This is a genomic window from Bacillus sp. GW823-FHT06A11 (assembly GCF_058795355.1).
Genome location: NZ_JBXAHS010000007.1, coordinates 130,499 through 156,988, shown reverse-complemented (window position 1 = coordinate 156,988; position 26,490 = coordinate 130,499). Strand labels below are relative to the sequence as shown.

23 protein-coding genes and 1 other annotated feature are annotated in these 26,490 nt (G+C 35.5%); of the genes, 7 read left to right on the top strand and 16 right to left on the bottom strand.

Annotated features, from left to right (window positions below; translation table 11 throughout):
- Positions 1-397 precede the first annotated feature (397 nt).
- Complete coding sequence (locus AC1Q8L_RS25545) at positions 398-3,160, top strand: tetratricopeptide repeat protein (protein WP_000151423.1); 2,763 nt, start codon at positions 398-400, stop codon at positions 3,158-3,160.
- A gap of 36 nt (positions 3,161-3,196) precedes the next feature.
- On the opposite strand, the gene lepB is transcribed toward AC1Q8L_RS25545, so the two are convergent.
- The 3 genes from lepB to AC1Q8L_RS25530 form a co-directional block, all read right to left on the bottom strand.
- Positions 3,197-3,733, bottom strand: coding sequence for a signal peptidase I (lepB, locus tag AC1Q8L_RS25540; RefSeq protein WP_000983312.1), 537 nt, complete (start codon positions 3,731-3,733; stop codon positions 3,197-3,199).
- 176 nt (positions 3,734-3,909) lie between these two features.
- On the bottom strand, positions 3,910-4,590 hold the full coding sequence (locus AC1Q8L_RS25535; RefSeq protein WP_001051081.1) for a lysoplasmalogenase: 681 nt from the start codon (positions 4,588-4,590) through the stop codon (positions 3,910-3,912).
- Positions 4,591-4,710: 120 nt separating this feature from the next.
- Positions 4,711-5,661 carry a DMT family transporter gene (locus AC1Q8L_RS25530; protein WP_000845707.1) on the bottom strand — a complete coding sequence of 317 codons (951 nt, stop codon included), beginning with the start codon at positions 5,659-5,661 and terminating at the stop codon, positions 4,711-4,713.
- Positions 5,662-5,932: 271 nt separating this feature from the next.
- Between AC1Q8L_RS25530 and AC1Q8L_RS25525 the strand changes: the two genes are divergently transcribed.
- Positions 5,933-7,858 (top strand): heavy metal translocating P-type ATPase, encoded by a 1,926-nt coding sequence (locus AC1Q8L_RS25525; protein ID WP_001083748.1) that lies wholly within the window; start codon positions 5,933-5,935, stop codon positions 7,856-7,858.
- A 187-nt stretch (positions 7,859-8,045) separates the two neighbouring features.
- On the opposite strand, the gene AC1Q8L_RS25520 is transcribed toward AC1Q8L_RS25525, so the two are convergent.
- Genes AC1Q8L_RS25520 through AC1Q8L_RS25510 form a run of 3 tightly spaced genes read right to left on the bottom strand, consistent with a single transcriptional unit; the run spans position 8,046 to position 9,952 of the window.
- Positions 8,046-8,912, bottom strand: a complete 867-nt coding sequence (locus tag AC1Q8L_RS25520) for a YihY/virulence factor BrkB family protein (RefSeq protein WP_001226536.1) — start codon at positions 8,910-8,912, stop codon at positions 8,046-8,048.
- A 6-nt stretch (positions 8,913-8,918) separates the two neighbouring features.
- Positions 8,919-9,434: a DUF4075 domain-containing protein gene (locus tag AC1Q8L_RS25515; protein WP_001085387.1), complete on the bottom strand. Its 516-nt coding sequence runs from the start codon at positions 9,432-9,434 to the stop codon at positions 8,919-8,921.
- Between the two features lie 53 nt (positions 9,435-9,487).
- Positions 9,488-9,952, bottom strand: a complete 465-nt coding sequence (locus AC1Q8L_RS25510; RefSeq protein ID WP_000250916.1) for a low molecular weight protein-tyrosine-phosphatase — start codon at positions 9,950-9,952, stop codon at positions 9,488-9,490.
- Positions 9,953-10,126: 174 nt separating this feature from the next.
- Between AC1Q8L_RS25510 and AC1Q8L_RS25505 the strand changes: the two genes are divergently transcribed.
- Positions 10,127-10,351, top strand: coding sequence for a DUF1128 domain-containing protein (locus AC1Q8L_RS25505; RefSeq protein ID WP_000366196.1), 225 nt, complete (start codon positions 10,127-10,129; stop codon positions 10,349-10,351).
- Positions 10,352-10,543: 192 nt separating this feature from the next.
- Positions 10,544-13,210, top strand: a complete 2,667-nt coding sequence (locus tag AC1Q8L_RS25500) for a cation-translocating P-type ATPase (protein WP_000073697.1) — start codon at positions 10,544-10,546, stop codon at positions 13,208-13,210.
- A gap of 36 nt (positions 13,211-13,246) precedes the next feature.
- Here the strand turns inward: AC1Q8L_RS25500 and AC1Q8L_RS25495 are convergent, their stop codons facing one another.
- From AC1Q8L_RS25495 to AC1Q8L_RS25465, 7 genes are all read right to left on the bottom strand, one after another.
- Positions 13,247-14,329: a toxic anion resistance protein gene (locus AC1Q8L_RS25495; RefSeq protein WP_001064409.1), complete on the bottom strand. Its 1,083-nt coding sequence runs from the start codon at positions 14,327-14,329 to the stop codon at positions 13,247-13,249.
- A gap of 18 nt (positions 14,330-14,347) precedes the next feature.
- Positions 14,348-15,979, bottom strand: coding sequence for a YceG family protein (locus AC1Q8L_RS25490; protein WP_000492865.1), 1,632 nt, complete (start codon positions 15,977-15,979; stop codon positions 14,348-14,350).
- A gap of 109 nt (positions 15,980-16,088) precedes the next feature.
- Positions 16,089-16,880 carry a TerC family protein gene (locus tag AC1Q8L_RS25485; RefSeq protein WP_000025688.1) on the bottom strand — a complete coding sequence of 264 codons (792 nt, stop codon included), beginning with the start codon at positions 16,878-16,880 and terminating at the stop codon, positions 16,089-16,091.
- Positions 16,881-16,952: 72 nt separating this feature from the next.
- Positions 16,953-17,531 carry a TerD family protein gene (locus AC1Q8L_RS25480; protein WP_000236648.1) on the bottom strand — a complete coding sequence of 193 codons (579 nt, stop codon included), beginning with the start codon at positions 17,529-17,531 and terminating at the stop codon, positions 16,953-16,955.
- A gap of 85 nt (positions 17,532-17,616) precedes the next feature.
- Entirely contained in the window at positions 17,617-18,201 is a 585-nt protein-coding gene (locus AC1Q8L_RS25475; protein ID WP_000146729.1) for a TerD family protein, read from the bottom strand.
- A gap of 22 nt (positions 18,202-18,223) precedes the next feature.
- Entirely contained in the window at positions 18,224-18,820 is a 597-nt protein-coding gene (locus AC1Q8L_RS25470) for a TerD family protein (protein ID WP_001121581.1), read from the bottom strand.
- A 128-nt stretch (positions 18,821-18,948) separates the two neighbouring features.
- The gene (locus AC1Q8L_RS25465; RefSeq protein ID WP_000666110.1) at positions 18,949-19,827 is read right to left on the bottom strand and encodes an ROK family protein; all 879 of its coding nucleotides are present in this window, start codon (positions 19,825-19,827) and stop codon (positions 18,949-18,951) included.
- Positions 19,828-20,028: 201 nt separating this feature from the next.
- Here AC1Q8L_RS25465 and AC1Q8L_RS25460 point away from each other — a divergent pair, with 201 nt between their 5' ends.
- Complete coding sequence (locus tag AC1Q8L_RS25460; protein WP_318588258.1) at positions 20,029-21,099, top strand: LPXTG cell wall anchor domain-containing protein; 1,071 nt, start codon at positions 20,029-20,031, stop codon at positions 21,097-21,099.
- Between the two features lie 115 nt (positions 21,100-21,214).
- Here AC1Q8L_RS25460 and proS read toward each other — a convergent pair whose 3' ends face one another.
- Both proS and AC1Q8L_RS25450 read right to left on the bottom strand, forming a co-directional pair.
- Positions 21,215-22,645 carry a proline--tRNA ligase gene (gene proS, locus AC1Q8L_RS25455; RefSeq protein ID WP_001040980.1) on the bottom strand — a complete coding sequence of 477 codons (1,431 nt, stop codon included), beginning with the start codon at positions 22,643-22,645 and terminating at the stop codon, positions 21,215-21,217.
- A gap of 47 nt (positions 22,646-22,692) precedes the next feature.
- Positions 22,693-22,899 (bottom strand) — a binding site (T-box leader).
- Between the two features lie 93 nt (positions 22,900-22,992).
- Positions 22,993-23,286 carry a YesK-like family protein gene (locus AC1Q8L_RS25450; protein ID WP_000383860.1) on the bottom strand — a complete coding sequence of 98 codons (294 nt, stop codon included), beginning with the start codon at positions 23,284-23,286 and terminating at the stop codon, positions 22,993-22,995.
- Positions 23,287-23,439: 153 nt separating this feature from the next.
- Here AC1Q8L_RS25450 and AC1Q8L_RS25445 point away from each other — a divergent pair, with 153 nt between their 5' ends.
- Entirely contained in the window at positions 23,440-24,753 is a 1,314-nt protein-coding gene (locus tag AC1Q8L_RS25445; RefSeq protein ID WP_000356442.1) for an alkaline phosphatase family protein, read from the top strand.
- Between the two features lie 108 nt (positions 24,754-24,861).
- The gene (locus tag AC1Q8L_RS25440; RefSeq protein ID WP_000738820.1) at positions 24,862-26,145 is read left to right on the top strand and encodes an MFS transporter; all 1,284 of its coding nucleotides are present in this window, start codon (positions 24,862-24,864) and stop codon (positions 26,143-26,145) included.
- A 69-nt stretch (positions 26,146-26,214) separates the two neighbouring features.
- Here the strand turns inward: AC1Q8L_RS25440 and AC1Q8L_RS25435 are convergent, their stop codons facing one another.
- Positions 26,215-26,466 carry a helix-turn-helix transcriptional regulator gene (locus AC1Q8L_RS25435; protein ID WP_002023181.1) on the bottom strand — a complete coding sequence of 84 codons (252 nt, stop codon included), beginning with the start codon at positions 26,464-26,466 and terminating at the stop codon, positions 26,215-26,217.
- Positions 26,467-26,490: the final 24 nt, after the last annotated feature.

Sequence of the window (26,490 nt, the reverse complement as noted above, 5' to 3'; positions counted from 1 at the left end):
TCACTATACATTGTTTTTATAATGAACTCTACTTCTATTCTTTCCTTTAACAGAGATAAAGTGAAACTTTAATCAGTGGGAGTTTTGTAATTATTAACCTATGCCAATCTTGCTTCTACAGACATCCCGACTCCCACATAACTCACTTACATTCACTAATTTTGAGATTAGATTCTTACTGCCTGCAAATGTCCTGATAAAAAATAAAAATTCATATGCGTGTTTTTTTGTTACAATAAAGGAAAGTTACTTTTCGCAACGGTTTAATTCTCAAGAAAAATGATATATCTAGCAAAAACATAGTTTGGTCTATATAATCCAACTTCTACCTATTAAAAGAACATGAACCCTTTTACATACAACATCATTTTTCTAAATTATACAGGGGGGAACGAACATGACCATTGAAAATCAATTTATTCAAAAAGTTTACTATAAAACATTTTTAACAGAAGAAACTTCTACTCCTGCATCGGAAGTACTCGGTGAAGCATATATAAATGAATCTAAAAATGAATTCTCCAACATTTCTAATATTCGATTTGCTCAAGGTGAATTTTATTATCAAAATAAAGATTTTGAAGCAGCTATATTTAAATGGGAAAAAGTTAATAATACTCTTGCACTTTGGGCAACAAAAAATATTGCAGATGCTTATTTTGAACTAGGATTCCTACCAAAGGCAGAAGAAATTTATCAATCTATTCAAACAGAAGATACAACTCTTACGATGGAAGTTTCATTACAACTTCTTTCTCTTTATATCGAACAAGATCGTTTAGGACTTGCTTTTAAGACGATTAGTGAAGCTGTTGCATTCCAACCGGATTACCCAAATATTACTGCAATTGCACGTTCTTTCTATGAAAAACAAGAAGATTGGAACAACGCTATCGAACTAGCTGTTCAAGAAGGTATTCGAACACAATCTTTACACTGGTTTGATACATTAATAAATTACATAAACAAAGGATTTACTAAAAATATTAAGCCTGAATATTTCTATGAGTCTTTAAAAGCTCTATATGCTGTTGATCAAGCTCAATTTAAAGAACTTGTTATTGCTCTTTGGAATAGCTACCAACATGAATCCTTATACCTTCCTTGGATTCAAAGTATTAATCATTTATTCTTGCATATTGAAACAGACAATAATGACGATTGGAATGAAATTTCTACTCGCTATCAAGAAACATACTTTGCATTAATTACCGGAAATCATTTTATGCATGAATTAAACGGACTTGTACCAAATCTATTAACAAATTGGTTCAGTTTAACGAAAGCAAAAGATTCTCTAGTTGTCTCTGCAGCAGTATTAGCATGGAATGAAGTCTCACCTACAACCTTAGAATCATTACTCGTAAAAAGTGCTGGATCCTTACTTTCTAATACATCAGCTGAAGCAGATGTAAATATGGAAATAGTTTCTCATTTATTCGAAACAATCGCTGTATGGGCTGAGAAAAATGATGTAGATTTAAGTCATCAATTTACGCTACTCGTCCATGAACTATGTGATTTAAATGTCACACCACTACTAATAGCTGGAACTAGTGACCATGATAAAACATCATTTGTTAATTCAATATTAGGAGAGAACATCTTAACTGAAACTTTAACAACTCCTATTCTATTTAAAGACGCTAGTCAAACTGAAATAACAGAATTTAACGAGTTAGATATTAGAAATATCTCTAACCTTGATGAATTCCATCAAATAGCGGCTACATCTGCTCAGTCAGAACTTGAGAAAAAATGTATAGAAATTAAGCTACCAAGTAGATTTTTAAGAAAAAATAAGTTTACATTTCTTATTACACCATCCATTCAAGGACAATTGGATAAAAACAATGCATACTTTGAATACTTACAAGCAGCAGATAGCCTTGTTTACGTATTAAATTCTTCTTCACCATTGCATAGTGAAGAAATTGATACGTTAATTTATTTACGTGAACAAGTACCAAACTTACAAATTCACTTCGTATTACACACAAATAATACGACTACTAATGAAAAACTAATTAGTAAACTTAAAGTACATTTTCCAGATGCACAATTCTTCCCATACTCTCCTTCGCAAGAGAGTAGTCAGCAACTTGGAGATGTAACAGAATCTATTCTCTCTAATCTTGCAAAACGCGATATAGAAAAAGAACGTATAGAAAAGCTAATATGGTTTACGCAAAAGACAATTGCTTATCTCATAAATGAACGTGTGGAATTAGAAAATACATTAGTAAAATCCGTACGCTGGAATAAACACATCTCAGTGAAACTTACTGGATTTATTAATAACCTTACTGCTCTTGAAAAAGATAAAATTCGCTCTATTACCGAATCCTATCTTTTAACGAAAGAAGAAATTACACGAGATATACATTCTCAAATTCCTGAATTATTACAGAGCTGCTCTGATCTTGTTCAAGAAGATAGTGATTTCAAACTAGTTCATGAAGAATTAAATGCTGCAATGAATGAACGAGTTCAAAAGCATGTGCAACAGGTACTTCTTCCTAAATTTACTGGGTCTATTCAAGAATGGATTGAAACGGCACATAATGAATTTATTCAAGCTCAAGCTTATTTAGATGAAATGAGTGAAACGTTTAATAAATTATATAAAGAAGAACGTATGAAACTTCCTTGCGATTTCAAATTATTAGATGATTGGAATCGAGATGTTGCACGAATGACAAATCGAATTACAGTAACGAACATCAATATTTTATTACGCTTTACACCGACACAGTTTTTCTTAAAAAGTGCCGGAAAATTATTTGGTAATATGCAAAAAAACCAATCTATGCTCGCCAACAAATATAAACAATATATTGAAACAGAAGACTATACAGAAATTGCTCACACAATTTCAAAACAATTCTTCCTTCAATTTGAAGTATTTGAAGGTGCATTAGAACGTGATATCATGATGTTCTTCAAAGATCCACTTAACATATTGAAACAAAATGTAGATGCAGCTCAACTTGAGATACAGGAAGACGAGCAAACATTAGCAACGCTAAGAAGCAATCCAGAAACATATCATGATCCTTTGGCGTTATTTAAACTACAATTGCTACAACATAAATTCGTTTTAAGTACTACAAAGAAACATGAAGATATGTTTGTATCTAACGAATCTCCTACTGTTTAACAAAAAAACCAAGCAAACTAAAATTTGCTTGGTTTTTTACTTTATTATTTTCATATGTTCAAACGGATAATAAATGCCTGCTAACTTTCCTAACACATCTTCTCTATCAATAAAACCTAAACCATTTCTACTATCTTTACTTATTAAGCGATTATCTCCCATAACAAAAATCTTATTTTTAGGAACTGTAATCGGTCCAAAGTCCTCTGTTAAATTCATAAGTTTTTTTTCTGCTTGTTTTTTATTACTATCCAAATACTCTTCATCTTTCACTTCAGAATTTACATATAATTGATCATTTCTCATCTCAATTATATCTCCAGATAATCCAATCACTCTTTTGACATAAAAATTATCTGTTTTCACAACAATAATATCTTCTCTCCCATAGCTTTCAAATTGTTTTGCTAACTTATTAACAATTACCTTATCTCCATCTTGCAACGTTGGCCTCATAGATGCTCCTTTTACAGTCGTAGGGAAAAACACAAAAATTTTCGTCAAAAACACCAATAAACATGCAATTGCAATAGTTCCAAAGAATTCACGCCAACGTTTTTTCTTTTGCATCATTTCACCATCTCATCATCTTTTTATTTTTATTATAAATAATACAACCGATATTTTTCTACAAAATTCTGAATTATAAAATTATAATATTAGAAATTTCAAATGGTAATACTGATCAAATTAAACAAGCAAAAAAGATACTCTCAAAATAGTCTATTCACTATTTTGAGAGTATCTTTTTATAATCCCACATATACAATACACATTTGAGCAGCTACATATGTAAACCAAACCCAAAGTGGCTCATACTTCAATTTACGCCCTCCGATATCTGTCACGCCAATAATAAAATCAGAAATCACAAACAGTAAACCACCAAACGCTGGTATCCACCATATTCCTGTATTTTCATAATATAAGGCGAATGCAAAGCAAGCCATTCCTCCAACCCACAATCCGTAAATTAGAGCTCCTATCGTAAACAATTTATCCTGTTTATCATTTCGGATAAAGAAGAACCATCCTACAATTAGAAAGAGCCCATATACGAGTAAGCCAATCCAAAAACCATTCCACGAAATTCCTGTTTGCAAAAATGCTTTTACATAAAAACAATGAGCAAGAGCGAAAGTAACCATCCCACCAATTAATCGATGACCAATTGGAATCAGCCCAGCCATAAACAAATCTCCCACAGTCGATAAAGTCATACCAAGTGCAACCCACGTACTATACTCTACAGATGGATCTTGTAACCATATCCAAATTGCACTACCTGTTAAAGAAAAACTAAGAATAAGACGGATTGCTAAAGGTAAAGGCATATTATCTTTCGTTCTTTTTGTCTGCCGCATTGCATAAATTGCACCAATTAAAAAAAGAAGTATTTGCCCAATTAACACCACGTAAAGTAGATTCATAATATGTTCTCCTCAATAAATGCTTTTTGTATCTTTTTTCGTTACACTTAGTCTATTATCCTTTTTCTATAAAAAAAGAAGAACAGTACTGTTCTTCCATTGTAATCGCTTTTCTGCTTTCTATGCTACTTGTTTTTCTTGCTCTATTTTTTGCTTAGCTGGCGTCCGATTTACCACAATAATTCCCGCGGCTACACATGCTAAACCGAGTAACACAAATGAATGAATTGCTTCACCTAAAATCATGCTCGATAATAACACACCAAATACGGGTATAAAGAACATATACATAGATACTTTTCCAACCTTGTTGTACTTCATAATTGTATTCCAAATACAAAAACCAGCTGCAGATAAGAAAGATAAATAAATCAGCATAAGTAGTGCATGTAGACTAAATGTAAATGGCATTACTCCAACTTGTAAAGCCCCTATACATAATAATCCTATAGAACCAAACATCATTTGGTATGCTGTCATATAGCCAACATCTAACGTTTTACTACCTTCTTTCGCTAATATGTTTCCATATGAATACAGCATTGCTGCACTAAGAAGTAATAAGCTTCCGATTCCAAAATGAAATGATAAGCTACCATCACTCGGCACATTTACTAAAACGACGCCACAAAAGCCAATCGATACGCCAATTATTTTTCTCATATTGAGGGCATCATCTTTATATAAAAAATGGGCGAGTAAAATTTGAAAGAATGATGATGTCCCTGAAATGATAGCTCCTTCAATTCCCGAACTATAACTCATTCCAATATAAAAACAGATATATTGAAGAAACGTTTGGAATAAACCAATTTGTATTAACTGTTTCCCCGTTCCTTTTTTGAAGCTCATATCTTTTCCTAACACTTTAAAGAATAATAAGAGCATGACTCCAGATAAAAAGAAACGATAACCGGCAAATAATATTTGCTCTCCAACTTCTTGTGGTTGAATTCCAAGTTCAACATAACTTAATTTAATAAAAGGAAATGCGCTTCCCCATAAAAAAGTTGCTACTATTGCAGCAATAAATACGCCAATCGGATGGGTAAAAAATTTCTCTGTCTTCACTTGTTGTCTTCCTTTCCGACCTTTTTATGAACAATATTCATATATACCAAAGGAATTGCGAAAACACAAGTTTTCCGTTTATACTTGAAACAAAACCGTACCATCTCATAAAAACATATGATATACTATAGAATAATTACAACATAAGAACGATTAAAAACAGATTCAACAGAAATGCTGCTATCCATTATGGATGGCAGCTTTCGTCGTTTTATAGGGGTTTCGATTTTGATTATTTTTCTCAATAAGAATTCGGAAGGAGCGAGTAGTAATGAACTCAGAAGTAAAAACGTTACACGCAAAAGAAACAATTTCTCATCCCTCTTTATGGGACACATTAAAAAAACATTATGAACTTGTATTTGCAGTAGCATCTGGTATTTTTATTTTAGCTGGCTGGCTATTCACAAAGAACGATGCAATAAATGTAGGTATTACTTGCTATATCCTTGCTTATATAGTTGGTGGATATGCAAAAGCTAAAGAAGGCATTGAAGATACGATTGAAGAAAAAGAGCTAAATGTTGAAATGCTAATGCTCTTTGCAGCTATCGGTGCTGCAATTATTGGCTACTGGGCAGAAGGGGCTATTTTAATCTTCATCTTTGCACTCAGCGGTGCTATGGAATCTTATACGTTAAGTAAGAGCCAAAAAGAAATTTCCGCTCTTCTTGACTTACAACCCGAAGAAGCATTACGTATTTCCACCGGAACTGAGGAACGTGTTCCTGTTGGAGAGTTACAAATTAACGACATTATTTTAATTAAACCTGGTGAACGTGTTCCTGCTGACGGTACGATTCATAACGGTGAAACAAATATCAATGAGGCAGCAATCACAGGAGAACCTATTCCAAATGAGAAAAGACATGGCGATGAAGTATTTGCCGGTACTGTAAATTTACGTGGTGCTATCGAAGTTAAAATTACGAAGCCGAGCGATCAAACATTATTCCAAAAGATTATCCGTCTCGTCCAAAGTGCACAAAGTGAAAAATCACCATCACAACTATTCATCGAAAAGTTTGAAGGAACATACGTAAAAGGTGTACTACTCGTTGTTGCGCTTATGATGTTCGTTCCTCATTTCTTACTTGACTGGAGCTGGAATGAAACGTTTTATCGCGCTATGATCTTACTTGTAGTCGCATCTCCTTGTGCGCTCGTAGCTGCCATTACACCAGCTACGTTATCAGCCATTTCTAACGGAGCGAGAAACGGTATTCTCTTTAAAGGCGGTATACATTTAGAACGCCTTGCTTCTGTGAAAGCAATCGCGTTTGATAAAACAGGAACATTAACAGAAGGTAAACCTACCGTAACAGATGTATATGTTCGAGAAAATATAACAGAAAAAGAAGTACTTTCTATTACAGCATCAATTGAAAGTCACTCTACACATCCTTTAGCTGAATCCATTGTTAAATATGCACAACATGCGTACGACATTACTTTAAAAAAACCAGAAAAGGTTGAAGATGTAACTGGTTTTGGTCTAAAAGGAATATTGGAAAACAACGCTTATAAAATAGGTAAAGCTGATTTTATCGGTGAAGAAACAAAGACATTTCATAATGGTATTTCTGCCTCACTTGAAAAAGAAGGTAAAACTGTCGTTTATATTAGTGATGAGGGAGGCATTCTTGGACTTATCGCTTTAAAAGATACGCTTCGCCAAGAAACAATAGCTGCTATTCGTGATTTACAAAGCATTGGTGTCGAAGCAATTATGATTACTGGAGATAATGAAGAAACGGCAAAAGCAATTGCCTCTGAAAGTAATATAAAGGAATATTACGCATCATGCTTACCAGAAACAAAAGTTGAAACGATTAAAAAGTTAAAAGAAAAATACGGTACAGTAGCAATGGTCGGAGACGGTATAAATGATGCACCTGCACTAGCTACTGCTAGCATTGGTGTCGCAATGGGAGAAGGAACAGATGTAGCTTTAGAAACTGCAGATGTTGTACTGATGAAGAACGAACTATCTCGCCTTTCCCAAGCAATTCGTTTATCAAAACGAATGAACCGTATTGTGAAGCAAAACGTAATCTTTTCGCTAGCCGTTATTGCCATGCTAATTTGTTCAAACTTCTTGCAATTTTTAGCTCTTCCATTCGGTGTTATTGGCCATGAAGGAAGTACGATTCTTGTCATTTTGAATGGCTTACGATTACTAAAAGGAAGCAAATAAAACGGGTCCCTCATAGAGGACCCGTTTTTTTTAGTGATAGCTATTATGACCGTTCGCACTGCTACTCGTTTTATGCTTTGGATGCGAACTGCTCTTTTGTTTATTATTACTTTTATTATTATGGTTCTTTTTATTATTACTCATGAAATATCCCCCCTGTTCCTTTTTATTATGGAACAAGAACTCATTATTCATTACGGGAATTATTGTCACCGGTTCTATAATGGTGGAGTAAACCATTAATTTCACCGCCAAGTAAAATTACCCATCCAGTTAAATAAAACCATAACATTAAAATAATGATACCACCGAGACCACCATATGTATTGGCGTAATTCGCAAACTTATCTACATAATAAGCAAATGAGTAAGACACCACAATCCATCCTACAGTAGCAAATAACGCCCCTGAAATAACTTCTCTTCTTTTTAACTTTCGATCTGGTGCAAATGTATATAAGAAACTAAACAAAGCAAATAGTACGAAGAAACTCGCTACTAATCGTGTAATGCTCCATACGAAAGAAAAACTATCTGATAAACCGAGTGCTTTAAACACTGCTGCTCCAATAACTTGTCCGAATACCGGAACAATTAACGCAAAGACAATCATAAAAATAATAGCTAATGTAAACACAATTGATAACGCTCTTGTTGTAATAAAAGAACGTGTTTCCTTTACGTCATAAGCGCGGTTAAAAGCATTCATAACCGCATTAACACCATTTGAGGCAAACCATAACATGGATAATAAACCAAATGATAATAAACCACCATTTTGCTGGTTTACAACTTTATCTACATTTACCTCAATTAAGTTCATTGCATCATCTGGTACATAAACCTCTAATAAACTAAGCACATCCTCTGTTTGAATGGGAATAAATCCAAGAAGCGTAATTAAGAAAACGAGCCCAGGAAAAATTGCAAGCAAGAAGAAATAAGCGAGCTGTGCTGCCAAGCCCGCTACATCATCGCGCATCGTCCGGTCATATAAATCTTTACCAAACGAATAAGTACGATTTCTTCTCACCTTTTCTAAAATTTTTCTCATATATGTTTAAACGCTTTTCTTCTCTTCTTTATCTTGCTTTAACTCAATGTACGCTTCAGTTTTTTTTTCCACTGCATTTGAGTCTTTTATAAATAATTCACGCGCTTCTTTCATACCACCATCTTCAGCAACTACTGGCTCTTCTTCTGCTTTCAGCTCATCTACCTTTGGAGATACAGCTTGAATTTCAATCGTTTCTGGCTTTTCTTCTGGCTCAACTTTTTTCTTACTAAAAATTTCTTTCGTTTCTTTTAACGTCTCTACAACAGATGGCGTTAATTTTTTAATTTCTGCTACTTTCGCTTTTACAACATTGAAATCAGCAAGTTCGCGTCCTTTATCTGTAACAGTTTGCACTTTTTCTTTGATCTTTGCATTTTCACCAATTTCAATCATCTTTGTTTTTGCTTTTTCTGCTGTATTTTTTACTTTTTCACGGTTTTCTTTCTTTAACATGGATACCGCTACACCTGCAGCTACACCAATCGCAATGTTTCGAGCAATATTATTTTTCTTTGCCATATTCCTTCACCCTTTCATTTCTTATGTTAGAAAGTATTTCTTTCTAAGCTTCCTCATATTCCTTGTTCATTTCGAATGAAAGCTAATAGCTTTGCACACCCTTCTGTTACAAGGTCATATACTTCTTGGAAATTCCCTGTATAGTAAGGGTCAGGAACGTCTGTCCAGCCACCGTCTGGAACAAAATCGGACAGCCTACCAATATAGCCTCCAGTTTTACCTAAACTTTTTAAATCTGCTATATTCTTGTTGTCCATGGCAATAATATAATCAAACTTTGTTAAGTCTTCTTTTTCTACTTGCCTTGCTTTAATTCCTTCAAAAGTGACTGCATTTTCTTTTAAAATTTTTTGTGTTCCTTTATGTGGCGGATGGCCAACATGCCAATCTCCAGTTCCTGCAGAATCAATGACAATTTTCTCTTCAAGTCCCTCTTTTACGACAAGATTTCGAAAAATCGCTTCTGCCATCGGAGAACGGCAAATGTTCCCAAGACAAACAAACAATACTTGAACCATGTTTTTGTTTCTTCCCTTCTTGGTGCATTTCTTCATATATACTTATAGTATAAACAACCAATTATGAAATATAAAGGAAATCCCTACTAATTTAATAGGATTGAAAAGATCCATTAACGAAAATGATAAAAAATGTTAAGATAGCCTTATGTTATTTTAAAGGGGGACACTTCGGTGGATTTATCCGTAAAGTCAGAAGAAAACGTTGAATACATGGTCGAAGCTATTAAAGAAAAATTACGTATGGTTAATGCTGGAGCGATGAGAGCTGCTAGTTTTAACGAAGAAATGTACGAAGATTTACGTGATATTTATGATCATGTTATGAAACGTGAAACATTCAGCATTAGTGAAATGCAAGCTATTACAGAAGAATTAGGTACATTAATTAAAAAGTAAAAAAGCCTCTCTTATATGAGGCTCTTTTTTATTTCCAACAAATTCATGACAACTCTTCTCTTTCCCTCAACCAACTGTAAAATATTGTACAATAGAAGTAGAACCTCACCTTAGATTTTTTCTCCATACATACTACTCACAAATAATAGCAACACTACCATTGCTAACTGTTTTTACTGGAGGTGCTTACTTATGAGCAATTGGTACAGTAAGACGAAAGATCAAACATTGATTGACCTAGAAACAAACGAACAACACGGTTTAACAGATGAGATTGTAAGTGAACGTTTAAAGCAATACGGTTCTAATGAATTAGCTACAAAACAAAAACGCACTTTATGGCAGCGTATTTTCGCCCAAATTAATGACGTCCTCGTATATGTCCTTATTATTGCTGCCCTTATTTCTGCCTTTGTAGGTGAATGGGCGGATGCCAGTATTATCGCGCTTGTTGTAGTTTTAAATGCTGTTATCGGTGTTGTCCAAGAATCGAAAGCAGAACAAGCTTTAGAGGCATTGAAAAAGATGGCAACACCTAAAGCTATCGTCAAGAGAAATGGTGAACTAAAAGAAATTCCATCTGAGCACGTCGTTCCAGGGGATATCGTTATGCTCGACGCCGGACGATATATCCCATGCGATTTACGCCTTATTGAAACCGCAAATTTAAAAGTTGAAGAATCTGCTCTAACTGGTGAATCTGTCCCTGTTGATAAAGATGCAATCTACCACCCTTCCATGCAAAGTGATGAGCAAGTACCACTCGGCGATCAAAAAAACATGGCATTTATGTCCACTCTTGTAACATACGGAAGAGGCGTCGGTGTTGCTGTTGAAACTGGAATGAACTCACAAATTGGTAAGATTGCTACCCTTTTACATGAAGCAGACGATGATATGACACCACTTCAAAAAAGCTTAGCACAAGTCGGAAAATATTTAGGCTTTGTCGCTGTAGCTATTTGTATCGTTATGTTCCTCATCGGTTTTTTACAAGGCCGGGATACGTTAGAAATGTTTATGACTGCTATTAGTTTAGCCGTTGCAGCTATTCCAGAAGGCTTGCCAGCTATTGTTTCCATCGTTCTTGCAATTGGTGTGCAACGTATGATTAAACAAAACGTTATCATTCGGAAACTACCAGCTGTTGAAGCCCTCGGTTCTGTCACAATTATTTGTTCAGATAAAACAGGTACGTTAACGCAAAATAAAATGACCGTTACTCACTTTTATAGTGATAACACATACGATCGCTTAGAAAGTTTAAATGTAAATAATGATGCGCAACGTCTATTGTTAGAAAATATGGTGCTATGTAATGATGCTTCTTACACTAACGAATCACAAACGGGAGACCCGACTGAAATTGCACTTCTCGTTGCTGGAACCACTTTTAACATGCAAAAAGATCATTTAGAAAAAATACATGAACGTGTTAACGAAGTACCTTTCGATTCAGATCGTAAAATGATGTCAACCGTACATACATACGATGAAAGCTACTATAGCATGACGAAAGGCGCTATTGATAAGCTCTTACCTCGATGTACCCATATTTTTAAAAACGGCAAAATCGAGATTTTAACTGATTCTGATAAAAATCAAATATTAGAAGCTGCCGGAGCAATGTCTCAAGAAGCTTTAAGAGTACTTTCATTCGCATTTAAACAATACAATTCAAACGATGTGGATATAAATCATCTTGAAGAAAATCTTATCTTTATTGGTCTTGTCGGTATGATTGATCCACCACGAACTGAAGTGAAAGATTCAATTACAGAATGTAAAAAAGCCGGTATTCGCACAGTTATGATTACTGGTGACCATAAAGATACCGCCTTTGCAATTGCCAAAGAACTTGGCATTGCTGAAGAAATATCGGAAATTATGATTGGAACTGAATTAGATAACATTTCTGATACAGAACTAGCTAGCAAAATTAATCATTTAAATGTATTCGCTAGAGTCTCTCCAGAGCATAAAGTGAAAATTGTAAAGGCATTACGCGCGAAAGGAAATATCGTTTCTATGACTGGTGATGGCGTCAATGATGCACCATCTTTAAAGCAAGCCGATGTCGGCGTAGCGATGGGCATTACAGGAACAGACGTTGCAAAAGGGGCAGCGGATGTTGTGTTAACAGATGATAATTTTTCATCTATCGTGAAAGCTGTTGAAGAAGGTAGAAATATTTATCGCAACATAAAAAAATCAATTCTCTTCCTACTCTCTTGTAACTTCGGAGAAATTATCGCTTTATTTTTAGCAATTTTACTCGGCTGGGCAACACCACTACGACCTATTCATATTTTATGGGTGAATTTAATTACAGATACACTGCCTGCATTATCACTTGGGGTTGATCCTGAAGATCCAGATGTGATGAAGGAAAAACCACGACATGCAAAAGAAAGCTTATTTAGTGGCAGCGTTCCTTTCCTAATTTTCAATGGAGTTATCATTGGACTTTTAACGCTAATAGCTTTTATCGCCGGAGCAAAATTCTATACTGGAGATACAAATTTATTCCCTCTTTTCCCAGAGCGAATTGATGACGATGCTCTATTACACGCTCAAACGATGGCATTTGTCGTTCTTAGTTTTTCTCAGCTCGTTCATTCATTTAACTTGCGTTCAAGAACGAAATCAATTTTTTCAATTGGGATCTTTACAAATAAATATTTAGTTTTCTCCCTTCTTATCGGTGTTCTTATGCAAGTTTGTATCATCTCCATCCCGCCCCTTGCAAATATATTCGGTGTACATGCATTAACGATGCGAGATTGGGGATTTGTTCTCTTATTGAGTATCATTCCACTTATTGTGAATGAGATTATTAAATTAGTGAAGAGAAACTAAAAAGGCAATGAGGAATATTCCTCATTGCCTTTTCATTTATCCTTGTAATTCTTTTTTGATATTCTCCGTTAATGTAGCCATACGCTTGCGACTTTCTTCACGCTCACGTTTATTTTGTTCTTCAATTTGTTGTGTTTCTTGCATACCTCTTGAAATAATGTTCCAAGTTTCCTCAAGCGTTTCCATCTTAATACTAGAAGAACCTGATAATCTCGCTACTTCTACACTTTGCGTTGCGATATTTTGTGCATTTTTCTTAAGTAATTCATTTGTACGGCGATCCAGTTCAGCCATAGAATCTGCAACAAGCTTTTGACGCTTCGCATTTACCGCTTGAATGATACCATTTTTAAAGATAGGAATCGTTGTAATAAATGCTGTATTAATTTTACCAATTAATTTATTATTACCACGTTGAATCATACGAATTTGTGGTGCTGTAAGTAGCGCAACCATACGCGCTTTTTCTAAATCATCAATACGTTGCTCTAAAATTTCAACCGAGTTTTTAAGCGACTCTAATTCAATACCTGCTAATTGATCATTATTACGCACACGCTCTTCATACATCGGAACTAACTCTGTATTTAAACGCTCTAATAACATTTCTCCTGCTACTACGTACTTCTCTAAGTCTAAATAATATTTTAAGTTTTGCTCATACAAGCCATCTAACGTACCAATTGATTTTTTCATCTCATCTTGGTACTTCGTAATTTCCACATACACTTTATCAATTTCACGGCCCATCGTTTGATACTTGCTAAAGATTTGTTCAATCATTTTATCCGCTTTTTTGAACATACGTGAGAAGAAACCACTTTTCTCTTCCGCAAAGTCTTTGCTATCAAATCTGTCCATAATTTTACCAAGCTGTTTTAATAATTCACCAGAATCTTCTATCTTTGATAATGACATTGTATGTAAAATTTGATCAGCAAAACGTGAAATTTCCATAGAAGGTTCTTTTCCAAGTTCAATTAATTCTAATTGATCTTTAATATCTACCGCATTATAAATACGTTGTACATCCGCATCTTGTCTAAGTTGCAAGCGAACATCTTGTGCTGTTTGCTCATTTAATTCTGTTTTCGGATCTAGTACGACTGGGTTATTCATATGGTATTCTCCCTTTCCTTATAAAAATGGACGAAATAGTCCTTTTATTGTTTGTGATAAATTTTTATAGGCTGATGAACCATGAAACTCAAGATCGAAATTAACCTCTTCAAGCCAATGGGAATCAAATGCCCCCGCTTCAATATACGGTTCAATATCGTTTCTTCCCGTTGGATTGAAATGGAATACATCTACTCCAATTTGATTTAAAAATAGTAATAAAACAGCATCAGAACGAGTTAACTCTCCACTCTTCTCATTATTAAATATAACAATTTTCGGCACATCTTGTGAATAATCAAATTTCTCAAGCTGTTCTAAAATATTCGGTGGTATTTGAGAAAGTTGCGCGAAAACATATAGCGCTACATCTTGTTTCGTCTCTTTCGCAATTGGTTTGCACATTTCACTTTCACACGTATGGATAATCGCTTCTGCAATCCCATGTTGTAAACCTTCCGGTAAACGCTTATGCGGCCACCAATGGCTATTCATAATTAGATCAGGATGTAATTTCCCCCCACGGTCTAATGCATCTCGATAATGATATTGGAAGTTTGCTTTTTGCTCTTTCGTAAATGGGAATGTATTAACTAGTATACTGTTATCAAATGATGTAACAGCCTTTAATCGTTGAAAATACTCTTTATCATTCTTTGAAACGCCTGATATTTTCGCAAATAAAGAAGGGATATAAATATGTTTATTTTCAACAAAGAATGTCGGGCGTACAAACGCCTTTTCTTTCGTAATTAAAAAGAGCTCATCATATGTTGTTTTTAGTGTACGAGCTACAGGCGTATAGGAACGGAATTGCCACGGCTTGTACAGCAGTGAATTATCGTGGTGAAGTACTTGCTCAATTTCTTTTGAAGCTTGATACGCTACTGTTGCCACACGCTCGCGGCGGCGATCTGGAAATGGTTCAAGAGAAATACGGCCTGGATGAGACACAATAAAGGTCCTTCCCTCTTCATCAACATTCTCAAATCCATCTTTTCCTTCTGGGTGATAATAAAGCACATCACAACCGAGCATAATAAGAAAGTATAAGAAATATATACGGCTTTCCTGTGCATCACCATACCAAACGATACGCGGCATCTGTTTCTTATAATTAATCGTAGAAAACCACTTCGCTACATAATTTTCGCTTAGTTTAATTATGTCGATTAAGAAACGACGGAAGCCTTCTGTCTTTAACGACTGATTATGTTGTTTCTCATATAATTTCAATAGTGAAATAAACGTCGTATGTATGTAATGCTGTAAATCAGGATTGTCTACTTTCGGTAAAAGTTGTTTCCCAGATAAGTGTGCAACTAACCTATTTACTGTCAGACCATTTGGTGCTTCTTGATGTAATCCGAACACTTCTTGAATATGACGAAGCTTTTCCGAATCAATCACTTTGTTTAAATTTTGTTCGTGTAAAACTTCGATTCCTTTCGCTTCACTATAATCAAACAGTTCATTAAAATATTCATCTACATCATTAGGAACGCCAAGGATTCGACATGCTATATAACTAAATTTCATCTCATTCTCTGTCAGTTCATATTGTGGACGTTTTTCTAAAAGCGTTTCAAATTGCTTTAAATCTGATTCATCTTTTAATGCATATGGTTGAAGTGTAAAACGTGAAAACACAACAGTTCACCTCCAAAAACAGTTACGTTTTTTCTAAGTCCTTCTTCTATTATAAACTATTTTTTGTTATAAAAAATGGGCGCTCGCAAAACGAGCAAACCCATTTCAATTATTTATTATCTTCTTTAGTAGCTGCAACTTCTTCTTTAGCTTGTCCAGAATTCTTCATGTAGTGAATTATAAATGTTGCTCCAAATGCTACAACTAAAATAATAAAGAATAGTGTATGACTAATCTCAATCTCGATTAAAGACAGTAACATTTTCGATGCAATAATTAAGATTAAAATGTATGCTGTCGTTTCAAGCTCTGGAATACGCTCTAATAATTTCAAGAATACACCGGCAATACCACGCATCATTAAAATACCTAGCATTCCGCCTAATAATAAAATCCAAACTTCATTAGATACACCAAATGCAGCAAGTACACTATCTACAGAGAATGCGATATCCATTAATTCGACCATTGCAACTGTTCCCCAGAAGACACCGAACATTCTGAAGAAAATACTGTTTTGGTTCATACCATGAGCTTCCTCTTCTTCACCTGCACCTTTACGCTTATCAATAAAGTATTTTACTGATAACCAAGCAAGGTAAAGTGCACCAAGAAGTTTTACCCACCATAATTTAATCAAGAACATTCCGATTCCAATTGCAATAAAGCGGAATATATAAGCTCCAATAAGTCCATAGAATAATGCTTTTTTACGTTTCTCTTCAGGAAGGTGTTTTACCATTACCGCTAACACAAGTGCGTTATCAGCAGATAACAACCCTTCAAGTACAACAAGTGTACCAATTAATCCCCAAGATACTGGATCTTGCAACACTTTAATCCACATGTCCAAGTCGAAAAACTGAGCATACGTATCAAGGATTCCTTGCAAAATACTCATCTTACCTTTATCCCCTATTCTTTGCTAGATTTATAGAAAGGTCAAAAAAAGGAAACGAATATCGTTTCCTTTCTATGCATCCAAGCCATACGCTCTTACAAGCGCACCTAAACCACCTTGGAATCCACTTCCTACTGCATTAAACTTCCACTGTCCATTATGACGGTATAATTCACAAAAGACAACTGCTGTTTCGATGGAGAAATCTTCCCCTAAATCAAAACGAAGAACTTCTTCATTCGTCTCTTCATTTGCTAAACGAACAAACGCATTTCCTACTTGTCCAAAGTTTTGATTACGGCCTTCCGCATCATAAATTGTAACTGTAATAGCAATTTTATGAACATCTGCTGGAACCTTCTTCAAATCTACAACAAGTTGCTCATCGTCGCCTTCGCCTTCGCCTGTACGGTTATCTCCTGTATGTAAAACAGATCCACAAGGAGACTGTAAATTATTATAGAAAATAAAATCAGTTTCCTTCGTACATTTTCCGTTTGCATCTAATAAAAAGGCAGATGCATCTAAATCGAAATCTGATCCACCGTCATAAGATTTAATATCCCATCCAAGACCAATTACTGCTTTTGTTAAACCAGGGCTTGTCTTACCTAAATCGATTTTCTGTCCTTTTTGTAATTGAATAACCATCTATATTCACCTCTATATTTTTATCTTTAAAAATATATCCATCGGTATACACGCATTTCACCGATGGATATATAAATCAAATCTATTACTCTACATCTAAACCAAAATTATTACATAGAGACGCTAATCCACCTTGGAATCCACTTCCGATTGCATTGAATTTCCAGTCACCTGCATGACGATATAATTCACCTACTACTACGGCTGTTTCAATAGAGAAATCTTCTCCTAAATCGTAACGAATTAATTCTGCATTCTTTTCTTCATCTAAAATACGTACGAAAGAGTTAGAAACTTGTCCAAAGTTTTGGCTGCGTCCTTCTCCATCGTAAATCGTGATTGTGAAGCAAATACGTTCGATATGTGCAGGTACATTTTTCAAATCTACTTTAATCGATTCGTCATCGCCTTCACCTTCGCCAGTTCGGTTATCTCCTAAATGCTCTACAGCACCATTCGCACCTTTTGGGTTATTATAGAAGACAAAATCCTCTGCACCTGAAACTTTACCGTTAGCACCTACTAAGAAAATACTAACATCTAAATCGAAATCGTTTTGTCCGTCATAACGATTCGTGTCCCAACCAAGTCCTACAAGAACTTTCGAAAGACCTGGATTCGTTTTTGTTAAGTCTACCTTTTGTCCCTTTTTCAATGAAATTGATGCCATATACAATTCCTCCTCGGTTATTTTATTGATAACGTGATACAATCTCACTTAAGTTTTTATCTTGCGTGCCTTCTCCAACTGCTGAAAACTTCCATTCACTTCCGTGACGATACATTTCACCTGCAATTAGAGTTGTTTTGCCAGCATAATTATCCGATAAATTATAGCGTGCTAATTCTTCACCAGTTTGCGGGTTTTGAATACGAATATATGCATTACGAATCATCCCGAAATCTTGACGACGATTTACACAGTCATAAATATTTACAACGAATACTAAACGATTAATACGGCTCGGAACTTTATGTAATTCTACGAAAATTGTTTCGTCATCACCAGCGCCTTCACCTGTTAAATTATCTCCTGAATGAATAATACTACCACAAGTAGAAAGTTTATTTCCGAAGTAAACTAAATCATTTTTGTTTAAAAAACGATCTTCTTCTAACATAACAACAGATGCATCACAATCTACATTTGGTTTACTTCCAAATAATGAAGACAGAAATCCACCTGATTGCCCAATTGGATCCCAGCCTAAGCCAACCTGTAGTTTTGCTACTTTTGGTTGTCCTTTCGTTAAATCGATCTTTTGACCTTTTTCTAAAATAATAGGCATGAAGTTTCTCCCTTTCTACAAAGCATTTTCCAAATCGGAAAATATTGTATTCTTCTCTTATATTGTAGCATTATTTACCTAGCGATAAAAAGGATAAATTCTCAGTTATATGAAAACATTCATATAATTTACTTATGATGATGTAAGAAGTGGTAAATAGCACCAATCATTCCTGCACAATTACCGTTTTGCGCAAGTTCAATCTCACAATTATTATAAATCTCTTGATTTAAGTATTTACTGATTTCTTCTTTTACTTCTTTTAAAAACTCATTTCCTCTATCGGTAATTCCTCCACCAATAATAATCGTTTCTGGATTAAAAATATAAGCAAGATTACTAATTCCGATTGCCAAATGTTTAAAAAAAATCCCAACTGCTTGAGCAACTTCTCTATCTCCTTTATCATACAACTCAAAAATTGTTCTCCCATTCCACTCGCCTTTGCCTTTATATTTTCTTACAAGCCGAATTAATCCTGAAATCGAAGCAACCTCTTCAAACGTTTTTCCTTCTATTAACATATTCCCCCATTCACCAGCACTAAATGAATGTCCTCGGTACAATTCTCCATCTATAAAAATTGCTCCCCCAATTCCTGTTCCAAGGGTGAGCATAATAAAGTTCTCTTTCTCTCTTCCACTACCATTCCACTTTTCTCCAAACGCTGCACAATTCACATCATTGTCAATCGATACTGGAACTTTTAATATCTCTTGCAATCTATCAATAATAGGAATAGTACTATATCCCGGAATATGATCCGCACCTCCCGTCACAATTCCTTTATTAATATCAACAATTCCCGTAGTGCTAATACCAATTCCTGCAATAGTATGTTCATTCATTATTTTTTTGGATACATATATAAGTTTTTGAATAATTTGTTCTCCGCCTAAATGAATTTCTGTTGCAACTGTTTTACGCTTTAATACTCTCCCTATTTCTGAAACAATGCCATACTTAATTTGCGTACCGCCAATATCAAACGCTATGTACTCTTTCATCTACTGCCACTTCCTCTACCGTTATGAATGTAAATTCCCCGCCTCTACTATTTGTAGGAAATCTACATTAACTCTTTTCTGCTTTGACAAATACACCACCTTTTTCTATATATAGTTTTTTTTGCATAAAACTCTTTTTCCTAAGAAATATTACAAAGGGATGTATTTTAGATGGAATATTAATTTCTTAGGAGGAAAACCATGACGAAAATCTTCATTTTAGCATCAACACTCTCATTATCTTTTTTTAGCGGTTTAAATATCGGTAATGCTGCAACTGAAAACTTCCAACCATTAACAAACGCTATTGTACAAAATAGCGATCATTTTGCCGAAGGAAATTTAAAGGATAATAATAAACCTCCAGGAAATAACGGTTCTCAGGACGATAGTGATTCTGGCGGCAATGGTTCCGGCGGTAACGGTTCTGGTGGCAGTGGCTCTGGCGGCAACGGTTCCGGCGGTAACGGTTCTGGTGGTAGTGGCTCTGACGGCAGTGGTTCTGGTGGTAGTGGCTCTGGCGGCAATGGTTCTGGCGGCAATGGTTCTGGTGGCAGTGGCTCTGGTGACAATGGTTCCGGCGGTAACGGTTCTGGTGGTAGCGGCTCTGACGGCAGTGGTTCCGGTGGCAACGGTTCTGGTGGTAGCGGCTCTGACGGCAGTGGTTCCGGTGGCAATGGTTCTGGCGACAGTGGTTCTGGTGGCAACGGTTCTGGTGGTAACGGTTCTGGTGGCAGTGGCTCTGGCGGCAATGGTTCCGGCAGTAACGGTTCTGGTGGCAGTGGCTCTGGTGACAATGGTTCCGGTGGTAACGGTTCTGGTGGCAGTGGCTCTGGCGGCAATGGTTCTGGCGGCAATGGTTCCGGCAGTAACGGTTCTGGTGGCAGTGGCTCTGGTGACAATGGTTCCGGTGGTAACGGTTCTGGTGGCAGTGGCTCTGGTGACAATGGTTCCGGTGGTAACGGTTCTGGTGGTAACGGTTCTGGTGGCAGTGGCTCTCACAGCGGTAATGGCTCTCACGGCGGCAATCGTGTTAAAGGTGATAGCAGTTCTCAAGGGGGTAATGGCTCTCAAGGTGGCAATCGTGTGAAAGGCGATAGCAATTCTCAGAAGGGCAACGGTTCTCAAGGGGATAATGTAAAAGATAATACAAAAAAACAAGGTGATAAATTACCTAATACTGCAACGCATTACCCTATATCTATTTTAATGGGTCTTTCAACATTCCTAATTGGTATGTTACTGTTTATTCGTCGTAAAAACGTAAAATAAGAACAACATCCTTCCATCTAAAGAATACATGAAATACTGTATAAAACCAAAAAGGGCTTTGGATTGCATTTTATTATGCAGCCCAAAGTCCTTTTTATCACCTATCAAAAGAGTATTAATATGCTTTTCCCCAATACACCATTTGTTTAGCTTCTTTACCACAACAAATACATTCTTCAGCTAAATGCTCTTGCTCAAAAGGCATACAACGTGAAGATACTCCCACCTCTTCTTTTAGTTTCTCTTCACAAGCCAATTCCCCGCACCACATTGCTTTAATAAAGCCTTGCTTTTCGTCAGCTACTTTTTTCATCTCTTCGAAATTTGTCACAGCATACGTATTCTCATCGCGAAATGCTTTTGCTTTATTAAATAAAGCAATATGAATTTCTTCAAGTAATGCTGGAATACGTTCTTCTAATTGATCCATTGTTACAAACTCTTTTTCCTTCGTATCTCTTCTTACAAGTACAACTTGATTCTTTTCAATATCTTTAGGGCCAACTTCTAATCGAATTGGAATACCCTTCATTTCATACTCATTAAATTTCCAACCAGGCGTTTTATTATTAGCATCTATTTTTACTCGTGCAACCTTTTGAATATGTCCTTGTAACTCTGTTGCTTTTGCTAAAACTCCTTCTTTATGCTGAGCAATTGGTACAATAACAACTTGCACTGGAGCGACTTTTGGTGGCATTACAAGTCCATTATTATCGCTATGAACCATTATTAGCCCACCTATCATTCTTGTTGATACACCCCAAGATGTTTGGTGCACATATTGCCATTTACCGTTACGATCTAAAAACTTAATATCAAATGCTTCTGAGAAATTCGTCCCAAAGTTATGAGAGGTTCCTGTTTGAAGCGCTTTTCCATCATGCATTAAACTTTCAATTGTATAAGTTGCCTTTGCTCCAGCAAACTTCTCTTTTTCTGTTTTTTGTCCTTTAATAACTGGTATCGCTAAATAATCCTCACAGAAAGAAGCATATAAGTTTAAAATATTTAATGTTTCAGCCTGCGATTCTTCTGCCGTTTCATGGATTGTATGACCCTCTTGCCATAAAAATTCAGTCGTACGAAGGAATGGTCTAGTTGTCTTCTCCCAACGAACTACTGAACACCACTGATTATATAACTTTGGCAAATCATTATAGGATTGCACAATTTTTGAAAAGTGCTCACAGAATAAAGTTTCAGATGTAGGACGTACACAAAGTCTTTCCGCTAACTTTTCATCCCCGCCATGCGTAACCCATGCTACTTCAGGAGCAAATCCTTCAACATGATCCTTCTCTTTTTGCAATAAACTCTCTGGGATAAACATTGGCATATATACATTTTCATGGCCAGTTTCTTTTAACTTCTCATCCATCACCTTCTGCATATTCTCCCATAAGGCATAACCATACGGACGTAAAATCATGCACCCTTTTACACTTGAATAATCAACAAGTTCGGCTTTTTTTACAATATCGGTATACCACTGCGCAAAGTCCTCTTCCATCTTCGTAATGGCTTGCACTTGTTCTTTTGCCATAGTCAGTCTTCCTCCTTCTAGAAAATACAAAAAAGCCCGCGTCCCTAAATAGGGACCGAGCTTTGCCGGCGTTACCACCCTGATTCATGCACAAAAATTGCGCATGCTCTCTTTTTGATAACGGGAAATTCCCGCTGCATATGCAGAACTCAAAGGCAGGTTCCATATTGCCTTTTTAAGAATCTTTCAGCCTGGCGGATTCTCTCTCTGCTAAAAAGGTTGAATATGTACTAGTCCTTTTTCATCGTTATAACGAAATAAATTTGTTGATTATCATAATACAAATTCTTTTTTAAAACAATAGCTAATTTTCTTATTATTATATATTCTTTTCATTTTTTACAGTTTTATACGTAGCTTTTTCGAGAGATTTTTACAAGTTGATGTGCAATCATACCGATAAGTGTACCTAGTAGAACGAAGAAACCAATAAATCCATATCCCATTCCTTCCCACCCACCAATAACCATCATGGTAACAGGAAATGATGCTAAGCAAAGAAGTATTACAATCAGTGCAAATATAATATCAAACTGTTTGTCTGGAAAACGTTTCTTTAGTAAATATGAAATAGCAAATACAAGGAGAATTGTGATGCCACCAATGATGTAAAATATACCGAATCCATCTAACCAGTCCATACTATTCCCTCCGTCCATAGATTCCCTTATACTTATTATATGTTTAATTTTTCTGAAAATAAACAATAAATTTTATTCAGAAACATATTTTTATTACTAGGTATTAATAGTAATATATAAGAATAGGTTTTATATAATTAGGAGGATTACTTTATGGATAAAGCATTAACGAATCGTGTCATTATTTTATCATTCGACTGTTTATCAGCTTTAGATTTTCCTATACTACAAAAACTACCTCATTTCCAATCTCTAATAAAAAAGGGCACGGTTGTCGAAAAAGTAGAACCAATTTATCCTTCTGTAACATATCCAAGCCACTCAACAATCGTAACCGGTAATTACCCTAACAAGCACGGTGTTGTTAGTAATACGTTACTTCAACCGGGACGTGAATCACCTGATTGGCATTGGTACCGAAAATCGATAAAAGGAACAACATTGTATGATGAAGCGCGTAAAGCAAATTTAACGACAGCTGCCCTTCTATGGCCTGTTACTGGGAGAGCAAACATTGATTACAATTTACCAGAAATTTTCCCCAATAGACCGTGGCAAAATCAAGTGTTAGTTTCCTTATTTAGCGGTAGCCCACTATACCAATTAGATTTAAATCGTCGTTTCGGCCATATAAGAAATGGTTTATCACAACCAGAGCTGGATGATTTCGTCCTCGCCTCTGCTGTACACACCATTCAGACGAAAAAGCCTAATGTTATGTTCGTACATTTCACTGATTTAGACACGCAAAGACATTATCATGGCTTTGAATCTAACGAAACAATTGCTGCAATTCATAGACATGATGAGCGGCTCGGGAAAATTATTCAAACTTTAAAAGACAGTGACCTATACGAAGAGAGTACAATTATCGCTCTTGGTGACCATAGCGCTTTAAGTGAAAACAAAGCAATTCAATTAAATGTGCTATTCCAACAAAAAGGCCTCGTATCTATAAATAAAAAAGGGCTATTAGTAGATTGGAAGGCCTATTGTCAAAGTTGCGACGGGTCTGCCTATGTATATGTGAAAGACAAAAATGATACGGATACAATTCGAGAAGTACAACTACTCCTTGAAGAACTGCTGCAAAATAAACAGAATGGAATTGAATTTATACTTCATGATGAAGCTGCGAAAGACTGCGGTGCAGATGGTAATTGTTTATTTATGTTAGAAGCGCAAGAGGGGTATTATTTCACTGAAAACTATACAGGAGATTTTATAAAAGAAATTACTGAAAAAGATGTTACTCCTAGTAAAAAATATACATTTGGTACGCATGGATACTCTCCAACAAAACCTAACTATGAAACAATTTTTATCGCTGCTGGAAAAGGAATAAAAACCGGCGTTACCGTCCCGTATATGAGACTTATTGATGAAGGTCCAACTATCGCTAGACTACTCGGTTTACACTTAGGCGAAACAGACGGATCAATTGTAGAGGATTTACTCCAATTGTAAAGAACTGTGTATATATGTAAAAGTTCTGTAAAAATCATCACTGTTTCTCTTTTTATAATTTTTATTTTTGTACACTGTTAGTAGAACAAATTTAAGGGGGAACACTATATGAAAAAAATGTCCAGACAAGAAAAAAGCTGGATATTATACGATTGGGCGAACTCGGTATATTCGCTCGTCATTACAACTGCATTATTTCCAATTTACTTTAAAGCAGCTGCAAAAGAAGCCGGGCTATCTGGTGCAACTTCAACAGCATATTGGGGATATGCAAACTCGTTCGCTACACTTTTAATTTCTATACTTGCTCCTATTCTCGGCACAGTTGCTGATTATAAAGGATTTAAAAAACGATTTTTCACATTCTTCTTTGGACTTGGTATCGTATTTACAAGTATGTTAGCAGTCGTTCCAACATCTCAGTGGTACTTATTATTAGGATGCTATATGCTCGCCTTAGTTGGTTTTGCTGGAGCCAACATTTTCTATGATGCATTTTTAGTAGATGTCACTTCTGAAGATAGAATGGATCGAATTTCTACAAGAGGTTTCGCTTTAGGCTATATTGGGAGTACTATTCCTTTTATCGGTTGTATCGCTCTTATTATTCTTGCTCAAAAAGGAACTATCCCTTTATCAGTTGGCATTGCTAGTCAAATTTCATTCGCGATAACTGCTCTTTGGTGGGGGTTATTTACAATTCCAATGCTTAAAAACGTAGAGCAAACACACTATATTGAGCGTCATCCAAGACCTATTAAAATGAGCTTCAAACGTCTTGCTGATACTTTTAAAAATATTAAAGAATATAAAACTGTATTTATGTTTCTAATTGCTTACTTTTTCTATATTGACGGAGTCGATACAATTATTACTATGTCTACAGCTTACGGAACCGACCTCGGTATCAGTGCAACGAATCTATTAATCATATTATTTGTAACACAAATTGTCGCTTGTCCATTTGCGTTACTATACGGAAAACTATCTGAAACATTTACTGGTAAAAAAATGTTATATGTCGGTATCATTATTTATATCATTATTTGCACATATGCTTATTTCTTAAAAACGACACTTGATTTTTGGATTTTAGCAATGTTAGTTGCTACATCTCAAGGTGGTATTCAAGCACTAAGTCGTTCATACTTTGCAAAACTAGTACCAAAAGAATCTGCTAATGAATTCTTCGGATTTTATAATATCTTTGGTAAGTTCGCCGCAATTATGGGTCCGGTATTAGTCGGTGTTACAACGCAATTAACAGGAAAAACAAACGCTGGTGTTCTTAGTATTATTGTTCTGTTTATTATCGGAGGATTCTTACTAACTAGAGTTCCAGAAAATAATACATCCGTTACACCACCTAGTCCAAAGACTAAAACGCTCTAAGAAAAGATCCTCTTCTCATAAGAAGAGGATCTTTTTTATTTTTAAAGGTGCGCCTTATAATGAACGACTCTACTGCTTGTACAAAAATAATTTATCAACAGTTGTTCCTAATACTTCAGCTAAACGGAATGCTAACGCTAAACTTGGATCATATTTATTATTCTCAATTGCATTTATCGTTTGTCTAGAAACCTTACATTTATCAGCTAATGCGCCTTGTGAAATATTATTTTCAGTGCGTAATTCATAGATTTGATTTTTCACACCATTGCTCCTAACCTGTAAAATCGTTTTTACAACATCAGTATATAATTGGCTCATATAGTTGTCAAAAGTTCCTCAAAG